18 protein-coding genes are annotated in these 16,046 nt (G+C 70.1%); 9 read left to right on the top strand and 9 right to left on the bottom strand.

The window, feature by feature from the left end:
- Positions 1 to 4 precede the first annotated feature (4 nt).
- From EL493_RS04065 to EL493_RS04080, 4 genes are read right to left on the bottom strand one after another with little or no spacing between them, the layout of a single operon-like run.
- Entirely contained in the window at positions 5 to 562 is a 558-nt protein-coding gene (locus EL493_RS04065) for a copper resistance CopC family protein (protein ID WP_019044318.1), read from the bottom strand.
- On the bottom strand, positions 562 to 1,212 hold the full coding sequence (locus tag EL493_RS04070) for a YcnI family copper-binding membrane protein (RefSeq protein WP_019044319.1): 651 nt from the start codon (positions 1,210 to 1,212) through the stop codon (positions 562 to 564). Before EL493_RS04070 ends, EL493_RS04065 begins: the two co-directional genes overlap by 1 nt.
- Before the next feature lie 39 nt (positions 1,213 to 1,251).
- Entirely contained in the window at positions 1,252 to 1,776 is a 525-nt protein-coding gene (locus tag EL493_RS04075) for a hypothetical protein (RefSeq protein ID WP_022566559.1), read from the bottom strand.
- Positions 1,777 to 1,783: 7 nt separating this feature from the next.
- Positions 1,784 to 2,455: a DUF6474 family protein gene (locus EL493_RS04080; RefSeq protein WP_022566558.1), complete on the bottom strand. Its 672-nt coding sequence runs from the start codon at positions 2,453 to 2,455 to the stop codon at positions 1,784 to 1,786.
- A 239-nt stretch (positions 2,456 to 2,694) separates the two neighbouring features.
- Between EL493_RS04080 and EL493_RS04085 the strand changes: the two genes are divergently transcribed.
- The 4 genes from EL493_RS04085 to EL493_RS04100 all read left to right on the top strand — a co-directional run bounded on the left by EL493_RS04085 (position 2,695) and on the right by EL493_RS04100 (position 7,686).
- Positions 2,695 to 4,290 (top strand): TM0106 family RecB-like putative nuclease, encoded by a 1,596-nt coding sequence (locus EL493_RS04085; RefSeq protein ID WP_030201699.1) that lies wholly within the window; start codon positions 2,695 to 2,697, stop codon positions 4,288 to 4,290.
- A 13-nt stretch (positions 4,291 to 4,303) separates the two neighbouring features.
- Positions 4,304 to 6,262: a molecular chaperone HtpG gene (gene htpG / locus EL493_RS04090; protein WP_019044322.1), complete on the top strand. Its 1,959-nt coding sequence runs from the start codon at positions 4,304 to 4,306 to the stop codon at positions 6,260 to 6,262.
- Between the two features lie 97 nt (positions 6,263 to 6,359).
- Positions 6,360 to 6,809: a GNAT family N-acetyltransferase gene (locus EL493_RS04095; protein WP_019044323.1), complete on the top strand. Its 450-nt coding sequence runs from the start codon at positions 6,360 to 6,362 to the stop codon at positions 6,807 to 6,809.
- A 64-nt stretch (positions 6,810 to 6,873) separates the two neighbouring features.
- Positions 6,874 to 7,686, top strand: coding sequence for a class I SAM-dependent methyltransferase (locus EL493_RS04100; RefSeq protein ID WP_022566557.1), 813 nt, complete (start codon positions 6,874 to 6,876; stop codon positions 7,684 to 7,686).
- 55 nt (positions 7,687 to 7,741) lie between these two features.
- On the opposite strand, the gene EL493_RS04105 is transcribed toward EL493_RS04100, so the two are convergent.
- Positions 7,742 to 8,509 carry an SDR family NAD(P)-dependent oxidoreductase gene (locus EL493_RS04105; protein WP_019044325.1) on the bottom strand — a complete coding sequence of 256 codons (768 nt, stop codon included), beginning with the start codon at positions 8,507 to 8,509 and terminating at the stop codon, positions 7,742 to 7,744.
- Positions 8,510 to 8,662: 153 nt separating this feature from the next.
- On the opposite strand from EL493_RS04105, the gene EL493_RS04110 reads away from it, so the two are divergent.
- Positions 8,663 to 9,541, top strand: a complete 879-nt coding sequence (locus tag EL493_RS04110) for an SDR family NAD(P)-dependent oxidoreductase (protein WP_019044326.1) — start codon at positions 8,663 to 8,665, stop codon at positions 9,539 to 9,541.
- A gap of 21 nt (positions 9,542 to 9,562) precedes the next feature.
- Positions 9,563 to 10,207 carry a TetR/AcrR family transcriptional regulator gene (locus EL493_RS04115; RefSeq protein ID WP_019044327.1) on the top strand — a complete coding sequence of 215 codons (645 nt, stop codon included), beginning with the start codon at positions 9,563 to 9,565 and terminating at the stop codon, positions 10,205 to 10,207.
- On the opposite strand, the gene EL493_RS04120 is transcribed toward EL493_RS04115, so the two are convergent.
- The 4 genes from EL493_RS04120 to EL493_RS04135 all read right to left on the bottom strand — a co-directional run bounded on the left by EL493_RS04120 (position 10,183) and on the right by EL493_RS04135 (position 13,442).
- Positions 10,183 to 10,899 carry a TMEM165/GDT1 family protein gene (locus EL493_RS04120; RefSeq protein WP_019044328.1) on the bottom strand — a complete coding sequence of 239 codons (717 nt, stop codon included), beginning with the start codon at positions 10,897 to 10,899 and terminating at the stop codon, positions 10,183 to 10,185. The genes EL493_RS04115 and EL493_RS04120 overlap by 25 nt on opposite strands.
- 360 nt (positions 10,900 to 11,259) lie before the next feature.
- The gene (locus tag EL493_RS04125; protein WP_019044329.1) at positions 11,260 to 11,787 is read right to left on the bottom strand and encodes a hypothetical protein; all 528 of its coding nucleotides are present in this window, start codon (positions 11,785 to 11,787) and stop codon (positions 11,260 to 11,262) included.
- Between the two features lie 276 nt (positions 11,788 to 12,063).
- Positions 12,064 to 12,687: a superoxide dismutase gene (locus EL493_RS04130; protein WP_019044330.1), complete on the bottom strand. Its 624-nt coding sequence runs from the start codon at positions 12,685 to 12,687 to the stop codon at positions 12,064 to 12,066.
- A 143-nt stretch (positions 12,688 to 12,830) separates the two neighbouring features.
- Complete coding sequence (locus tag EL493_RS04135) at positions 12,831 to 13,442, bottom strand: hypothetical protein (protein WP_019044331.1); 612 nt, start codon at positions 13,440 to 13,442, stop codon at positions 12,831 to 12,833.
- A 368-nt stretch (positions 13,443 to 13,810) separates the two neighbouring features.
- Here EL493_RS04135 and EL493_RS04140 point away from each other — a divergent pair, with 368 nt between their 5' ends.
- The 3 genes from EL493_RS04140 to EL493_RS04150 are packed head-to-tail and all read left to right on the top strand — an operon-like array spanning position 13,811 to position 16,000.
- Positions 13,811 to 14,170: a rhodanese-like domain-containing protein gene (locus EL493_RS04140; protein ID WP_019044332.1), complete on the top strand. Its 360-nt coding sequence runs from the start codon at positions 13,811 to 13,813 to the stop codon at positions 14,168 to 14,170.
- A 28-nt stretch (positions 14,171 to 14,198) separates the two neighbouring features.
- On the top strand, positions 14,199 to 15,236 hold the full coding sequence (locus tag EL493_RS04145; RefSeq protein WP_198040878.1) for a DUF4328 domain-containing protein: 1,038 nt from the start codon (positions 14,199 to 14,201) through the stop codon (positions 15,234 to 15,236).
- Positions 15,233 to 16,000, top strand: a complete 768-nt coding sequence (locus EL493_RS04150) for a glycerophosphodiester phosphodiesterase (RefSeq protein WP_019044334.1) — start codon at positions 15,233 to 15,235, stop codon at positions 15,998 to 16,000. The genes EL493_RS04145 and EL493_RS04150 overlap by 4 nt, the downstream gene beginning before the upstream one ends.
- Positions 16,001 to 16,046 lie beyond the last annotated feature (46 nt).

Genomic DNA, 16,046 nt, shown 5'->3' on the forward strand with positions numbered 1-16,046 from the left:
ACGGCTACTTCTTGCGACCGGACCGGCCGGCCAGCAGCGCGACCGCCAGACCGGCGCCGAACAGCACCACACCACCGGCGATGAACACCCACACCGGCATGCCGCCGGACTCGCCGTCGGCGTCGGCCTTGTCCTCGCCCGGCTTGGCGCCCGGCGTGCCGTTGCCCGCCTTGCTCAGGGTGAAGTGCCTGGTCCCGCTCACGGGATGACCGTCGGCCGAGGTGACCCGGAAGGCCAGGGTGTACTCGCCGACCGGCCCCAGCTCGCCCAGTTCCACGCTCACCGAGCGACCGTCGACGACGGCCTTGCCCTTGGACCACAGCCGCCCGTCCGGGCCGACCACGGTCAGCGACGGGAAGTTCTGCTGCAGTTCCTCGTTGAAGGTGATGCTGGCCCTGGCCGGTCCGACCTCAACGGTCGAGCCGTCCTCGGGCACGCTGCTCACCGCGCCGGAGTGCGCGCCCGCGCTGCCCGCCGCGGCGAACGCGCAGGCGAACAGCACGGCCAGCAGGCCGACGAGCAGCTTGCCCGACGACGCCGCGCGGCGCCGCTGCGCGCGCATCACGACCGCCGCGATCGGACGACCAGCCCCAGCCCGAGCGCCGCGGCGAACAGGCCCAGCGCCAGGCCGATTCCGCCCAGCCAGCGGGCCGTGTCGTCCTGTCCGGCCTCGGCGGTCGCGCCGGCGGCGACCTGGTGGTCACCGCCCTCGGCGCCGCCGCTCGCGGCGAGCGAGATCGAGGGGGCCGGGTGTTCGGGCTCGGCCCCGTCGGTGCTCGGCTGGTCCCAGGCGACGACCTTGCCGTCGCTGTAGGTCTGCTGCGCGGGGAAGTTCACCGTGTCCTGCGCGGGCAGCGGGCCCAGCGAGAGCACGAAGCGCTGGAACTGGCCGGGGCCCACCCCCGGGTTGCCCGGGTCGGCGGTCCAGCTGACCGCGACGGTCTCGCCCTTGTCGTTGCGCTCGACCTTCGAGGTCCAGCCTGGCATGGGCTCGGTCCGAACGCTTTTCAGGTTCGGCACGGTGATCCGCAGCGCCGTGGTGGCGGCGGTGTCGGATTCGGTCGGCACCTTGAAGGTGGCGACGGTGTACTTGCCTTGGGCGGCGCCGGGCGCGTCGACGGTCACGTGCGCGGCGGCCGTGCCGCAGGTGGCGAGCACCAGGCCGACCGCGACGGCGGCGGTGCCCGCACCACGGGTGATGAGGTTGTGCATGGAATGCCTTCTGTCCGAAGAGTTCTGTTGTCGTCTGGCTCAGGCGAACAGCGGCGGCGCGCGCGGACGGCGCACACCCTTCGGACGACGGCCACCGTGGCCGGCGACCTCGGTGCGCGCACGCACCGTGCGGCGGACCTGGGCGGAGCCGCGACGGAGCAGGGCACGCAGCGTGCCCGAGGCGACGAGATAGAGCCGCTCGGCGCCGAGAATCAGTGCGGCGCAGGCGAAGGCGGCGAGCAGATGGGCCGTGACCATCGGCGCGCTCGGCAGATGCAGGACGGCGAGGCCACCGCCGTGGTGATCGAGGGTGCCGGTCAGCGCGAAATGACCGGCCCACTGGCCGGCCAGCAGCGCGGCCGCCGATCGGGCCGGGGTGGGCAGCGCCCGGGTGGAACCACCGGCGAACAGCCCGGCGACCAGCGAAACGAGCAGCAGCAGCGCGACTTCCGCGGACCTGGGTACCGCGCCACCACCGAGTCCGTGCGCGGCGACGGCCAGCGCACCGACGAGGACGCCGCAGCCACCACCGCGCAGGCGGGCGGTGAGCTGCGGCGTGGTCACGGTGGGATCAGCGCACGCCGAGGCGGGCGAGCACGTCGTTCTCCAGGACCGACAGCTCGGCCGAGATGGAGGCGTGCACGGCCTTGCGGCGCGCGCCGGGCATCTGCTCGGCGGTGTTGACGGCGACGGTCAGGTCGGCCAGCCGGGACCGGGCGGCCTCGGCGAACTTCTTGGTGTCGGCGTCGCCGGGGGCGTCGGCGACGACCTTGTCCACCGCGGTCTGGGTGTTGGTGATGCGGGCCTGCAGCCGCGCGCCGTGGCCGCTGAACTCGCCGAGCTGATCGAGCCCGATGCCCAGCTGCTGCGCCTTGCGCGCGTCGAGCTGGCCGCGCACGTAGGTGGCGCCGCGGTAGGCCAGGGGAGTGAGGACCGGGACGAGGACCCGGGCGACGCCGATGTACTTGCGGACCTGGCTCGCGCTGAACAGTTCGCGATCGGCCTTGGCCGCGAGCTTCTCGGCGGCCTTCTCCTCGGCGTGCAGGGTCGCGATCTGGGCCTTGGCCACCTTCGCCTCGGTCTTGGCCTGAGCCTTGGCCGCGCGCCGGGTGGTGCGCTCGCCCGCCTTGGCTGCCTTGCGCTCGTTCTTGGCGCTCAGCTTGGCCTCCATCGCGGCTTTGTGCTTGAGCGCCTTCGCCTCAGCGCGTCGGCTGGGCCGACGCTTACGCTTGAACAACCCCATGAGATCCAGGCCCTCCGTCGTGCTCGCCAAGTCATGAGGCAGTGCCGTCGATAGCGGCCTGCCGTACTTCGTAGCGTAGTGGGATCAGGGTAGCGATTGGGCATTGTGTCGGGGGGAGGGACCATACTGCTTGCGTGCGTGCAGCCGAGGACGACTTCGACGGCGGGCCGGTGCATCGCCCGGCCCCCGCTTCCGCTGCGCTCGATCGAGGTACCGACGCCGGGCTCGCCGAGTCACGGATCGCCTTCCTGGACGCGCGCTCGCTGATCGGCTGCAGGCACCGCCTGCGGCTCGATGCCGAGCATCCCGGTGTCATCGCCGAGATCAGGGAGGACCCGGGCGTCCAGCAGCGCAGGGAGGCCGCCTCGGCGCACCGCGCCAAGGTGCGCGACGAACTGGTCGCGGCCGCGCCCGCCGACTGGGTGGTGATCGACTCGCGGCTGCGCGCCGGCGAGAAGGCCGCCGCCACGATGGCCGCCGTCGAGGCGGGCGCGTCCCGCATCTGGGGTGGCCTGCTGCCGCAGGAGGCCGATACCGGCCGCCGCGGCGGCGCCGAGTTCCTGCTGCGCGACGACGACCGCGGCGGCTACATCCCGATCATCGTCGTCAACCACAAGGTCACCGATCCGCGCAGGCCCGACCCGGCCGATTTCCACCCGCTCACCTCGGACCTGTTCCGCTGGCAGCCGCGCCGCGACAAGCACGTGAAGCTGCGCCCGCAGCCGCGCGACCAGCAGCGCCTTGCCCACCTGTACCGGATGCTGCAACGCCACGGCATGGCCAGCCCGGCCCTGGTCGGCGGCGCGATCGGCCTGGCCTTCGACCGCATCCTCATCCACGACCTGACCAATGTCCTGGCCGACTACGACCAGCGCTACGCCGACCGCATCGCGGTGGTCCGCGGCGAACTGCCGACCCAGCCGTCCAAGGTGCCCGAGTGCAGGCAGTGCCCGTGGTGGGTGCGGGGGGCCGACGGCTCGGCCAGCTGTGAGGGGCAGTTGGCGATCATGCGCGATGTCAGCCTGGTCGCCCCGGGCTCGCGCGCCGACGTGCTGCGCACGCACGGCGTGCAGACCGTCGACGAGCTGGCCGCCTGGTCCGGCGACGACCCCGACGACTGGCAGCACGGACCGTTCTCCGAGACCGTGGTCACCGCCCGCGCCTGGATCGCGGGCGCTCCGCTGGTGCGCCGCTACGACACGGTGAGCGTGCGCCGCGCCGACGTGGAGATCGACGTCGACCTGGAGAGCTACCAGGAGGACGGCGCCTACCTGTGGGGCACCCTGCTCGACGGCGTCTACCGCCCGTTCGTCACCTGGGATCCGCTGCCCACCGAGGACGAGGGCCGCTCGTTCGGCGAATTCTGGACCTGGCTGATGGAGCGGCGCGCCGAGGCGCACGCGGCGGGAAAAACCTTTGCCGCCTACTGCTACTCGCGCACCGCCGAGGACAAGTGGCTCTACGAGTCGGCGCGCCGGTTCGCCGGCAAGCCGGGCGTCCCCACGCACGAGCAGGTCCGCGCCTTCGTCGACTCGCCCGAGTGGGTCGACATGTTCCAGGCCGTCACCGACCAGTTCATCTGCCCCAACGGCAAGGGTCTGAAGAAGATCGCCCCGGTGGCCGGCTTCGGCTGGCGTGATCCGGAGGCCGGGGGCGAGGCGTCGATGGGCTGGTACCGCAGGGCGGTCGGTTACGACGCCGAACCGGACCTGTCCCAGCGCACCCGGCTGTTCGTCTACAACGAGGACGACGTGCGCGCCACCCAGGTGCTGCGCGAGTGGATGACCGAACGGGCCGTGGACGAGGTTCCCTCACTCACCGACTTCGGCCGGTAATAACATCGGGGGCGTGACAGAGCACGTCGAAACCCTCGAGTTCCAGGCCGAGACCCACCAGCTCCTGGAGCTGATGATCCACTCGGTCTACTCCAACAAAGACACGTTCCTGCGGGAGCTGATCTCGAACGCTTCCGACGCACTGGACAAGCTCAAGCTGGCCGCGTTCCAGGACAAGGACCTCGTCGCCGACACCTCCGACCTGCACATCGAGCTGGAGGTCGACGGGGACGCGCGAGTCCTGACCGTTCGCGACAACGGCATCGGCATGTCCCGCGCCGAGGTGGTCGACCTGATCGGCACCCTGGCCAAATCCGGCACCGCCGAACTTCGCCGCAAGCTCACCGAGGCCAAGTCCGACGCCGCCGCCGAGGAGCTGATCGGCCAGTTCGGCATCGGCTTCTACTCGACCTTCATGGTCGCCGACCGGGTCACCCTCACCACCCGCAAGGCGGGCGAGACCGAGGGCACCCGCTGGAGCGCCGCCGCGGGCAGCTCGACCTACGAGATCGACACCGTCGCCGACGCACCGCAGGGCACCGCGGTCACCCTCGAGCTCAAGCCGGCCGACGAGGACGACCACCTCTTCGACTACACGCAGGAATGGAAGCTGCGGGAGATCGTCCGCAAGTACTCCGACTTCATCGCCTGGCCGATCCGCATGCAGGTCGAGCGGACCGTGATGGAGGGCGAGGGCGAGGACAAGGTCGAGAAGACCATCGTCGAGGACCAGACCCTCAATTCGCAGAAGGCGCTGTGGACGCGCCCGCGCTCCGAGGTCTCCGACGAGGAGTACAAGGAGTTCTACCACCACGTCTCGCACGCCTGGGACGAGCCGCTCGAGATCATCCCGATGAAGGCCGAGGGCACCTTCGAGTACCAGGCGCTGCTGTTCCTGCCCTCGACCGCGCCGTTCGACCTGTTCACCCGCGAGCACAAGCGGGGTGTGCAGCTCTACGTGCGCCGGGTGTTCATCATGGACAACTGCGAAGAGCTGATGCCGGAGTACCTGCGCTTCGTCAAGGGTGTGGTGGACGCGCAGGACCTCTCGCTCAATGTGTCCCGCGAGATCCTGCAGCAGGACCGCCAGATCCAGATGATCCGCAAGCGCCTGGTGAAGAAGGTGCTCTCGACGGTCAAGGACATGCAGGGCGCCGAGGACCAGAGCAGGTACCAGACCTTCTGGTCGCAGTTCGGCCGGGTGCTCAAGGAGGGTCTGCTCTCCGACACCGACAACCGCGAAACCCTGCTCACCGTCTCGTCTTTCGCCTCCACCGCCTCGGAGTCGGAGCTGACCACGCTGAAGCAGTACGTCGAGCGGATGCCCGAGGGCCAGGACGCGATCTACTACATGACCGGCGAAAGCCGTGCGCAGGTGGAGAACTCGCCGCACCTGGAGGCGTTCAAGGCCAAGGGCCGCGAGGTGCTGGTGCTGACCGACCCGGTCGACGAGATGTGGGTCGGTTCGGTGCCGGAGTTCGACGGCAAGCCGTTCCAGTCCATCGCCAAGGGCGAGGTGGACCTGGAGACCGAGGACGAGAAGAAGGAGACCGAGGCCCTGCGCGAGCAGCAGGACAAGGACTTCGCGGACCTGCTCGGCTGGCTCGGCAAGACCCTCGACGAGGTCGCCAAGGAGGTGCGCCTCACCAACCGGCTCACCACCTCCCCGGCCTGCCTGGTGGGTGACGTCTACGACTTCACCCCGATGCTCGAGCGCATGTACCGCGCCTCGGGCCAGGCGCTGCCGGAGTCCAAGCGCATCCTCGAGCTCAACCCCACCCATCCGCTGGTCACCGGCCTGCGCGACGCCTACGACGCGCGCAAGTCCGATGCCGACGAGGGCAAGGTCCCCGAGCTCGCCGAGACCGCCGAACTGCTCTACGGCACCGCGGTTCTCGCCGAGGGCGGCGAGCTGAAGGATCCCGCCCGCTTCGCCCAGCTGCTCACCGAGCGACTGACCCGCACGGTCTGATCCGCGCGGTGGCGCCTGGTTCGCCGGGCGCCACCGCCGCGGATACTTCTCGCGCGAATGTGGTGCTGACCGGGCCGATCCGGTTCACCATGGAGGTATGGCGGGGCACGAGATACGGCGAGCACGGCCCGGGGACTACGACGAGCTGATCGGCGTGGTCGACAACTGGTGGGGGCGCACGGTGGTGCACAACCTGCCGCGGCTGTTCCTCGATCACTTCCATCGCACCAGCCTGATCGCCACCGACGAGGACGGAATCTCGGGTTTCCTGGTGGGTTTCGGCTCGCCCTCGGATCCCGACGTGGCCTATATCCACTTCGTCGCGGTGCGGCCCGACGCCCGCAAGGTGGGACTGGGCCGCACCCTGTACGACCAGTTCTTCGAGATCGCCAGGTGCGACGGCCGGAAGGTGGTCACCGCCATCACCTCACCGGCCAATTTCACCTCGATCGATTTCCATCGCAGCCTGGGCTTCACGGTCGAGGGACCGGTCCCCGACTACAACGGCCCCGGCCGTTCCCTCATCACTTTCGCCCGAACGCTGTGACGGCTCGCGACCCGAAAACGTAGTCTGGGCAACGAGATAGCGGGTTGCGAGAGGAACGTCGGGAATGTCGGAGGACACGTCGGTCGCGGTAGGGCCATGGGATCTGGTGGCCGAGGGCTACGCCGAAGCGGGGGCGGCGGTGCTCGGTCCGTTCGCGGCGCACGCCCTCGAATACGTGGAACTGGCAGCGGATTCCGAGATCGTCGACGTCGCCGCGGGCAGCGGGCTGCTCAGCCTCGCCGCCGCCGAGCGGGGCGCGCGGGTGCAGGCGCTGGACCTGTCACCGGCGATGATCGACCAGCTCACCGCCGCCGCCGAACGCGCGGGCCACACCTCGATCACCGCACAGGTGGGCGACGGGCAGCGGCTGCCCTACCCGGACGACGCGTTCGACGCCGGATTCTCGCTGTTCGGCCTCATGTTCTTCCCCGACCGCCCACGCGGTTTCGCCGAGCTGCGGCGCGTGCTGCGCCCCGGCGCCACCGCGGTGGTCACCTCGTGGGCGCCCGCGGTCGACTCCTCGCTCATGCGCGCGCTGTTCGGCGCGCTCACCGCGGGCGACCCGAATTCCTCGCTCCCGCAACCGAACGCGAGCAGCCTGGAGAACCCGGCGCTGTTCCGGTCGGAGATGAGCGAGGCCGGGTTCGAGGCGGTGACGATCCGTCCGCACACCGTCGAGATCTGCTTTCCCAGCGCCGCGGCCCTGTGGGACACCATGACCCGCAGCAGCGCCCCGCTGACCGTGCTCCGGCACGAGGTGGGGGAGGCGGAGTGGCAGCGGCGCACCGACGCGGCCGTCGAGCGGCTCACCGCCACCTACCGGGCCGACACCCCGCTGCGCACGACGGCGCTCGTCGGGACGGGAACGGCGCCCTGAGACGACGACGGCGCCCGGTCCTGGTGGACACGGGCGCCGTCGAAGGATGCTCTCGCTAGCGCGGGGCCATGCGCAGCGCGCCGTCCATGCGGATGGTCTCGCCGTTGAGGTAGTCGTGGCTCACGATGTAGTCGACCAGCTCGGCGTACTCGTCCGGACGGCCCAGACGCGACGGGAACGGCACGCCGGCCTCGAGGCCCTTGCGGTACTCCTCGGTGACGCCGGCGAGCATCGGGGTGTCGATGATGCCGGGGGCGATGGTGTTCACGCGGATGCCGAACTGGGCCAGGTCACGCGCGGCCGGAACGGTCATGCCGTGCACGCCGCCCTTGGAGGCGGAGTAGGCGATCTGGCCGATCTGGCCCTCGAACGCGGCCACCGACGCGGTGTTGATGACCACGCCGCGCTGGCCGTACTCGTCGACCGCCTCGGTCTTGGCGATGGCGTCGGCGGCCAGGCGCATCACGTTGAACGTGCCGAGCAGGTTCACGGTGATGACGGTGCGGAACAGCTCCAGGTCGTGCGGGCCGTTCTTGGACAGGATGCGCCCGGCCCAGCCGACACCGGCGCAGTTGACCACGATGCGCATCGGGGCGGGGCCCTCGGTGATCTGCGCGATCGCGGCGGCGACCTCGTCGCCGCTGGTCACGTCGGCCGCGATCAGGGTGACGCCGGCGGGGACGTTGTCGCCCGCGCGCTCGATGGACGCCGGGACGTCAAGGCCGAAGACGGTGGCGCCCGCGTCGGCCAGACGCTTGGCGGTGGCGGCACCGAGGCCGGATGCGCCTCCGGTGACGATGGCGGCGGAACCCGAAATCTCCACGATGGTCCTCTCGTTCGTGACGGCCAGTTGGCACGCTGTCAATTGGCACCCTAGCGGTTCGGCGGTGAGGCGCGCATCACCCCTCTCGCGGGCACCCGATTCCCTGCGAAAATACCAGCGAACAGCCCTGTTTTCCGGTGGTAGCGTGCCTTCATGAGAACGTTCACCGCGCCGTCGGTGGCCGGGCAGAAGGTCCTGATCACCGGCGCGGCGCGTGGCATCGGGGCCGCGCTGGCCCGGAAACTGGCCGCGCGCGGCGCCCAGGTGGCGCTGCTCGGGCTGGAACCCGAACTGCTGGCCGAGGTCGCCGCCGAATGCGGCGACGCGCCATGGCGCTACTGCGACGTCGCCGACCGCGCCCAGGTCGACCGGGTGGTCGCGGCCCTGGTCACCGAGCTGGGCGGGCTCGACGTCCTAGTCGCCAACGCGGGCATCGCCAAGCAGATGCCGATGATCGGCGGCGACCCGAGCGTGCTGGAGGAGACGCTCGCGGTCAACGTGCTCGGCGTGGCCTACGCGGTGCAGGCCGCCGGACCGCACCTGGCCAGGCCGGGCGGGTACGTGCTGATGATGTCGTCGATCTCCACCGCGGTGCAGCTGCCGCTGGCGGGGGCTTACAGCGCCTCGGCCGCGGCGGTCGAATCGCTGGCGGGCACCCTGCGCTGCGAACTGCGCCAGACCGGCGCCAAGGTGGGCGTGAGCTACTTCGCCGAGATCGACACCGACATGACCAGGCGCGGCTTCGGCACCGACGCCGCGCACACCGGGCTGCGCGAGATCAGCCTGACCGGTACCTCGCCGATCGGTCCCGCCGTCGACGCGCTGGTCCGGGCCATCGCGCGCAGGCGCAAGAGTGTGGTCTCACCCTGGTGGGTATCTCTCGTACTGCCGGTGCGACCCTTGGCACAGCTACTGGTGCAGCGGTTGCTCGGCAACCAGGTGGCCCGCGCGATCGAGATCGCGCGCACCGAGGAGGCCCCCTTCACCACCGACCAGCCTGCCCGACCACGGAGAATGGAACGGCAAGCCTGACCTCGAGCACGGAGTTCGACGATGAGCGATTCGGCATCCACCCTGCGCCAGCTCCCGCGCGGACGGCATCACCTCTCCCGGGAGGAAGTGGTCGCCTCGCAGCGGGAACGGATCCTCGTCGCGATGGGCGAGGCGATGACCGAGGGCGGCTACGTGGGTACGCCGGTCGCCGCCGTGCTCAAACGGGCCGGGGTCTCGCGCGAGACGTTCTACGAGCTGTTCCGCTCCAAGGAGGACTGCTTCGCCGCGGCCTTCGACCGGGTGTCCGAGCTGCTGGCCGACCGACTACAGGGCGTGATCGCCGAGACCGCCGACGCCGACGCGTTCACCAGGATGGACCGCATCCTCACCGCCTACTTCGACCACATGATCGACGACCCCGCCTCCGCCCGGCTGTTCCTGATGGAGGTGTACGCCGTCGGCCCGTCGGCGGTGCAGGCCCGGATGGAGCTGCAGAGCCGCTTCGTGGCGGTGGTGGCCGCCATGCTCGGCGCCCAGACCGACGAGCAGCAGTTCGCCTGCGCGACCCTGGCCGCCGCGATCGGCGCCATGGTGACCGGCAAGATCGCCGGTGACGATCTGGAGGGCCTGCGCGCGCTCAAGGAACCACTGATCGATCTGGCGCGGCGCTCGGGAGTCGTCTACGGCAACGCCTTCGCCGGCTGATCGTCAACGGGTGCCGTGTCCGCGGTATCCCGGCGGGTGAACCGCCATGCGCCGATACCGAGGCCGGTGACCAGCGGGACGAGCAACGCCAGGCCCGTCGCGCCCCAGCCGCCGAGGCCGGGCACGAACGCGTCCAGCACCGTCTTGGTCGCGAAGAACAGGAACAGCAGGCCGGAGGCGAACGCGATGCCGCGCTCGGGCAGGTGCTTGCCCGCGAGCTTGCCGACCAGGATCGCCAGGCCGCCCGCGGCGACCATGCCCGCCGTGGAGCCGATCCAGACGGCCAGCCAGCCGTTCTTCGAGGCCAGCGCGGCGGCGGCGAACATGGTGCGGTCACCGAGTTCGGCGAGCATGAAGGCCGAGATCACCACGAAGAAGGCGTTGCGGGTGCTCGGCGGTGGCGTGTCCGCGGCGTCGTCGGCCGAGCCGAGCGCGTCGCGCAGCGTCCACAGGCCGACGGCCAGCAGTGTCAGCGCGGTGACGACGGCGATGGCGTTCGCGGGCAGCGCGGTACCGAGGAAATGGCCGACGCCTGCGGCGATCAGGTTGACGGCGACACTCGCGACGCTGATCCCGGCCAGCACCACCCACCAGCGGTAGCGCAGCGAGAACGTCAGCGCCATCAGCTGCGATTTGTCGCCCAGTTCGGCGAGGAAGAGCACGCCGAAGCTCAGCAAGATCGTCGCGATCATGAATTCAGCTCCCAGGATGTAACTCCGGCCTGCGGCTGAAGAGTCGGGTGCGCCCTCAGCCACACCGGTCGACGGATCGGTTCGTGGCCGAAGGTCTCGCCCACCGGTGGTGACCGGTTCGCGCAGCCGGACCGCGCCGAATGCGGCGCCGATCAGTATGTCGACTGGGCGATTGCGGGCTACTCCCCTTCGCTGCTGTCCACCCTAGCCCGATAGCTGCCGGGATGCCAACTCTGTGTAAGCGAAATCGCAAAGGGCGCAATAAGTTTGGCTGAGCGGCCGAGATAGTTCGGTGAACCTGATTCCGGCGTCACGGAAGCCCGTTGCCACGCGTTCGCCGGACCGGGTTCGCCGAAAGTCTCAGGCCGCCAGCAACATCGCCAGCACGGCGGTGTCGGGATCGCTGATCAGATCCATGCCGACCCGGCTCACCAGCGAGGTCACCGTGCCGTCGAGCTCGGCCTCGGCCCACGCCGCGCGATGCTCGAGCCCCAGATGCGGCACGCCGGGCAGCAGCACGCAGCCCGACGCGGCGCCGACACACTCCGGCAGCGAGGGCCGGGTCTCCGACGGCGGATGCAGCATCAGCAGCGCGGGCGGCACGTGCGCGGCGAACCGGCCGGGCTCGATCGCTTCCGCACCCAGCACCGGCCCCTCGGCGAGCACCAGTCCGACAGTGCCCGGTTCCGGGTCGTCGGGCAGTTCCTCGCGCACCCCGAACACGGTCGAGGTGGTCAGCAGGCCGGGCATGGAAGCCACCCGCACGGCCAGCACCAGCACCTGCGCCCACTCCTTGGTGGTATCCGGCCACCGGCCCGACACCACGAATCCCTGCAGATGACCGCGCGCCTGGAACGGCGTGATCCCGATCGGACCCTGCGTCGTCATGATGGCCTCCCGATGCGCCCGGGGGCTGGTGCCCGTATACCTCAGGAATAGCCCGAAACCCATCTGGCACACAAGTACCACTGAGTGCTAGGAACGCGGCATAACACGCAAAGACCTCCCCACGGCAAAGCGGGGAGGTCCTTCACGAAACACGTGATCTCGCGCGAACATGGGTAACTCGCCGGGCACGCCCAGAAGGCGACACCCGCCGGCCCGCGAGCCCGGTCAGGGACTCGCGGCCCTACTCACGACCGGCAAAATACGCGGAGAGGCGGATCAGCCGAAGATGAGGCCCTTGCCCTGCGTCACCGCGCGGGCGAAGCGGTCCTGCACGTCGGCCCAGTTGACGACGTTCCAGAACGCGGTCACGTAGTCGGCCTTGACGTTCTTGTACTGCAGGTAGAAGGCGTGCTCCCACATGTCGACCTGCAGCAGCGGGATGATGCCGATCGGCACGTTGGCCTGCTGGTCGTACAGCTGGAAGGTCAGCAGCTTCTGGCCCAGGGTGTCGTAACCCAGGACGGCCCAGCCGGAGCCCTGCAGGCCGTTGGCGGCCGCGGTGAACTGCGCGCGGAACTTGTCGAACGAACCGAACTGGTCGTCGATCGCGGCGGCGAGGTCGCCGACCGGCTTGTCGCCACCGTTGGGGGAGAGGTTCTTCCACCAGATGGAGTGGTTGGTGTGGCCACCGAGGTGGAACGCCAGGTTCTTCTCGTTCAGGAAGATGGCGGCGTGGTCACCGGCCTCGCGGGCGGCTTCCAGCTTCTCCAGCGCGGCGTTCGCGCCGGCCACGTAGGCGGCGTGGTGCTTGGTGAAGTGGATCTCGTTGATCTGTCCGGAGATGTGCGGCTCCAGCGCGCTGAAGTCCCAATCGAGTTCAGGCAGTGTGTAGACGGCCACGATGTCCCTTTCCGTGTGTCGGGCTGTGTGCGCCCATTCGGTCGAGCACACCAACCATCATTCGTACACCCGCTCGCTGCAACCTCAGTCGTGCGGTCCCACATTCCCGCGAGCGAGCGGGCGGTGCCGAATTCCGGTTCCGGCTACAGCGGAGGGGCGACGTCGGCCTTGCTGGCCCTGGCGTCACCGGCGTCGTGCGCGGCCCACCAGCGCCGCCCACCGGCGACGAACTCGGCCATCGGGATCTCCCGGCCGCTCAGGTCGGTGACGGTGATCCGGTCGAACCAGACGCGGACGTCGAGCTCCCGCGGGTCGATGCCCTCCTCCTGGGAGAACTCGATGACGTGCGCGGCGATCCGCTGGTCGAGCACGGTGTCGAAGCTGAGCAGTTCGCTCCACAGCGCCCAGCCGCTGTCGTCGAGGTCGATGAATTCCCACCCGTGCAGGCCGCCGCCGCCGAAGCTCTCGATCGCCTCGTCGAGCTGGTCGAGCGACAGCGGCAGTACCTTCGCGTCGATGTCGTCCCAGCGCTGGATGCGCAGCGACGCGGCGACGCGGGTGACGCCGGTGAAGGTGAGCAGGACTTTCGTGTCGGTCGGTGCGGGTCCGTCGGCCGGTAGCGTCAGCACCTCGAGAGCGAGCTGCAGCCGCCCCGCCGCGGCGTCCACCTCCACTCCGAGACAGGTGGATTCGGACAAAGCGGTATTCAGGCCGTTGATGTCGAAACTGTCGAGTAGCCCCCTGCTCACGTTCATGCGCTCAGGCTACCGATCAGCCCGCCCAGATCCCAGGATTTAGGATTTTCTCTAGTTATGTCGTTTTTATGGAACCGAAACGGCCCGGCTCGCGTCCAAGTAGATGTCGGGATCGGTGCAGCCATCGAATCCCGACGTCAGCGGCGGACGGCCGCTCCGGGATGACAAGGAGGGGAGTCCCGGATCGGTCGTCCTCCCCGCTGACTTCCCGGGTTCCACCTCGGTTGATAGCAACCACCTCACGATTGTGTGCTGACCGATAGCTGAGACCTGTGGATCAAGTTGTGGATTCTGTGGATAACCGTGATCCATCCACAGACCGCGCCCAGGCTCGCCCGGCGTCGCTGTCGACATGGCAGGATCGAGGCGTGACGAGCTCCGATGTCCCCACGGTGCCGGTGGGTGCGGTACCGGCCGCGTTCGACGGCGTCGAACCGGTGGCCGGCATCCAGCTGCTCGACGTGCGCGAACCCGACGAATGGGAGCTCGGCCACGCGCCGGGCGCGATCCACATTCCGATGGTCGACGTACCGGCCAGGATCGACGAGATCGATATCGACGCCGAGGTGTACGTCGTGTGCAGGCAGGGCGGGCGTTCCATCGAGGTCGTGCGGTACCTGGCCCACATCGGGTACGAGGCGGTGAACGTCGCGGGCGGCATGGTGGCCTGGCAGCAGACGGGCCGCCCGGTGGTCGCCGACGGCGAGCACGAAGCGAAGATCTACTAGTCCGGAACGGGGTGCGCGGGTGAGTTCGGTGGTGCAACCATGTGCGCGCTGTGGCGCGCGGTGGGCCGTGCAGGGCGCGCCGATGCACTGGTGCCCGCGCTGCCGGGGCGTGCTGCTGTCGCCCGGCAAGGTCGACGCGCCCGCGTCGCAGCGCAACTACCGCTGGGTCGCCCGCAGGCCCGATCACCGCGCCCGCAAGGCCGCGGCCGCCACCACGATCGCGCCGCCCGGCCCCACCCCGCGCTACACCGAGATCCCGCGCTGGGGTCTGCTCGACCCGCCGCAGGCCCCCGCGCGCACGCCGGAGCGGCCGCTGCGCGGAATGGCCGCCTCCCGGGACGTCGCCCTGGTGCTCACCGCGCTGGCCTTCCTGGCCGCCGCCTGCGCCGAATACGGCCGATACCTGATCCTGCTGCGCAACCGCACCACGCTCATTCCCGGCTGGCTGCTGTCGATCTCGGATCTGTCGGTGTGGGTGTTCGGCATCATGGCGCCGCTGTGCGCGCTCGGCGCCGCGCTGGCGCTGGTCGCCTGGCTGATCGAGGCGCGCAAGGCGGCCTTCGCCGCCGTCGGCCGCCGCGATCCGCGCAGGCGCTGGACGCTGATCCTCGGCTGCCTGGTGCCGGGAGTGAATCTGATCTGGCCCGGCGTCTTCCTCACCGAACTGCTCGGCGCGCGGCCCGATCCGCGCGCGCTCAAGGCCGTGCGGATCTGGTGGGCCGCCTGGGTGGTCAGCGGCCTGATCCTGATCGGCGCCACGCTCTGGCGCGACGCCTCGACGCTGCAGGCCGAGGCCGACGGTGTCTCGTTCACCGCGTTCAGCGACCTGTGCGCGGCCGGTTTCGCGGTGCTCACCCTGTGGACGGTGCGCCTGCTCGAGGGACGCGACCTGCGTGGTCTGCCGCGCACGGCGCATCGCTGGGTGATGGCCGCCGATCCGGCGCAGATCGTCATCGCGCCGGTCCAGCCCGGTGTGCCCGTGACCGGGCACGATGAGTCCGAACGCGCGGATTCCGCCGAGACCGGCGAGAATACGCGGCAGCAGGAGGAGGTTGTCGCCAAGTGAGCCAGGGCAATCGCGCGCCGTTCGTCGTCGCGCACCGCGGCGCGTCCGCGGCGCGTCCCGAGCACACCCTCGCCGCCTACGAGCTGGCGCTCGAGGAAGGCGCCGACGGCGTCGAGTGCGACGTCCGGCTGACCCGCGACGGGCACCTGGTCTGCGTGCACGACCGCACCGTCGACCGCACCGCCGACGCCACCGGCCTGGTCAGCGAGCTGACCCTGGCCGAGCTGCGCGACATGAACTTCGGCACCGAGGACGCGCCGTCGGGCGTGCTGGCACTCAGCGACCTGATCGGCCTGGTCCTGGACTGGCGCAGCAGGCCGACCAAGCTGTTCATCGAGACCAAGCACCCGGTGCGCTACGGCGCCCTGGTGGAGAACAAGGTGCTCGCCGAACTCCAGCGCTTCGGCATCGCCACCCCGGCGTCCGCCGACCACTCGCGGGCCGTGGTGATGTCGTTCGCCGCCACCGCGGTGTGGCGGATCCGCCGCGCGGCGCCGCTGCTGCCCACCGTGCTGCTCGGCGAGTCCTCGCGATTCCTCGGCGGCGGGGCCGCGACCACGGTGGGCGCCACCGCGGTCGGCCCGTCGGTGAAGACGCTGCGCGAGCATCCCGAACTGGTCGACAAGGCGGCCGCGGCGGGCCGGGCCACCTACTGCTGGACCGTCGACGATCCCGACGACGTGAAATTGTGCGCCGACCTGGGCGTCAGCTGGGTCGCCACCAACCACCCCGGCCGCACCAAAGCCCTGCTCGCCGGGGTCTGAACTTCCGCAGGGTCGCGTGTGGCGACCGGGCCGCCCGGCCATAAAC

The organism is Nocardia asteroides (assembly GCF_900637185.1).
Classification (GTDB): Bacteria; Actinomycetota; Actinomycetes; order Mycobacteriales; family Mycobacteriaceae; genus Nocardia; species Nocardia asteroides.

Excerpts from the sequence above, each read along its gene's own strand:
- EL493_RS04065 (WP_019044318.1), bottom strand. The coding sequence starts at position 562 with ATGCGCGCGCAGCGGCGCCGCGCGGCGTCGTCGGGCAAGCTGCTCGTC.
- EL493_RS04070 (WP_019044319.1), bottom strand. The coding sequence starts at position 1,212 with ATGCACAACCTCATCACCCGTGGTGCGGGCACCGCCGCCGTCGCGGTC.
- EL493_RS04080 (WP_022566558.1), bottom strand. The coding sequence starts at position 2,455 with ATGGGGTTGTTCAAGCGTAAGCGTCGGCCCAGCCGACGCGCTGAGGCG.
- EL493_RS04095 (WP_019044323.1), top strand. The coding sequence starts at position 6,360 with ATGGCGGGGCACGAGATACGGCGAGCACGGCCCGGGGACTACGACGAG.
- EL493_RS04100 (WP_022566557.1), top strand. The coding sequence starts at position 6,874 with ATGTCGGAGGACACGTCGGTCGCGGTAGGGCCATGGGATCTGGTGGCC.
- EL493_RS04110 (WP_019044326.1), top strand. The coding sequence starts at position 8,663 with ATGAGAACGTTCACCGCGCCGTCGGTGGCCGGGCAGAAGGTCCTGATC.
- EL493_RS04115 (WP_019044327.1), top strand. The coding sequence starts at position 9,563 with ATGAGCGATTCGGCATCCACCCTGCGCCAGCTCCCGCGCGGACGGCAT.
- EL493_RS04120 (WP_019044328.1), bottom strand. The coding sequence starts at position 10,899 with ATGATCGCGACGATCTTGCTGAGCTTCGGCGTGCTCTTCCTCGCCGAA.
- EL493_RS04125 (WP_019044329.1), bottom strand. The coding sequence starts at position 11,787 with ATGACGACGCAGGGTCCGATCGGGATCACGCCGTTCCAGGCGCGCGGT.
- EL493_RS04135 (WP_019044331.1), bottom strand. The coding sequence starts at position 13,442 with ATGAACGTGAGCAGGGGGCTACTCGACAGTTTCGACATCAACGGCCTG.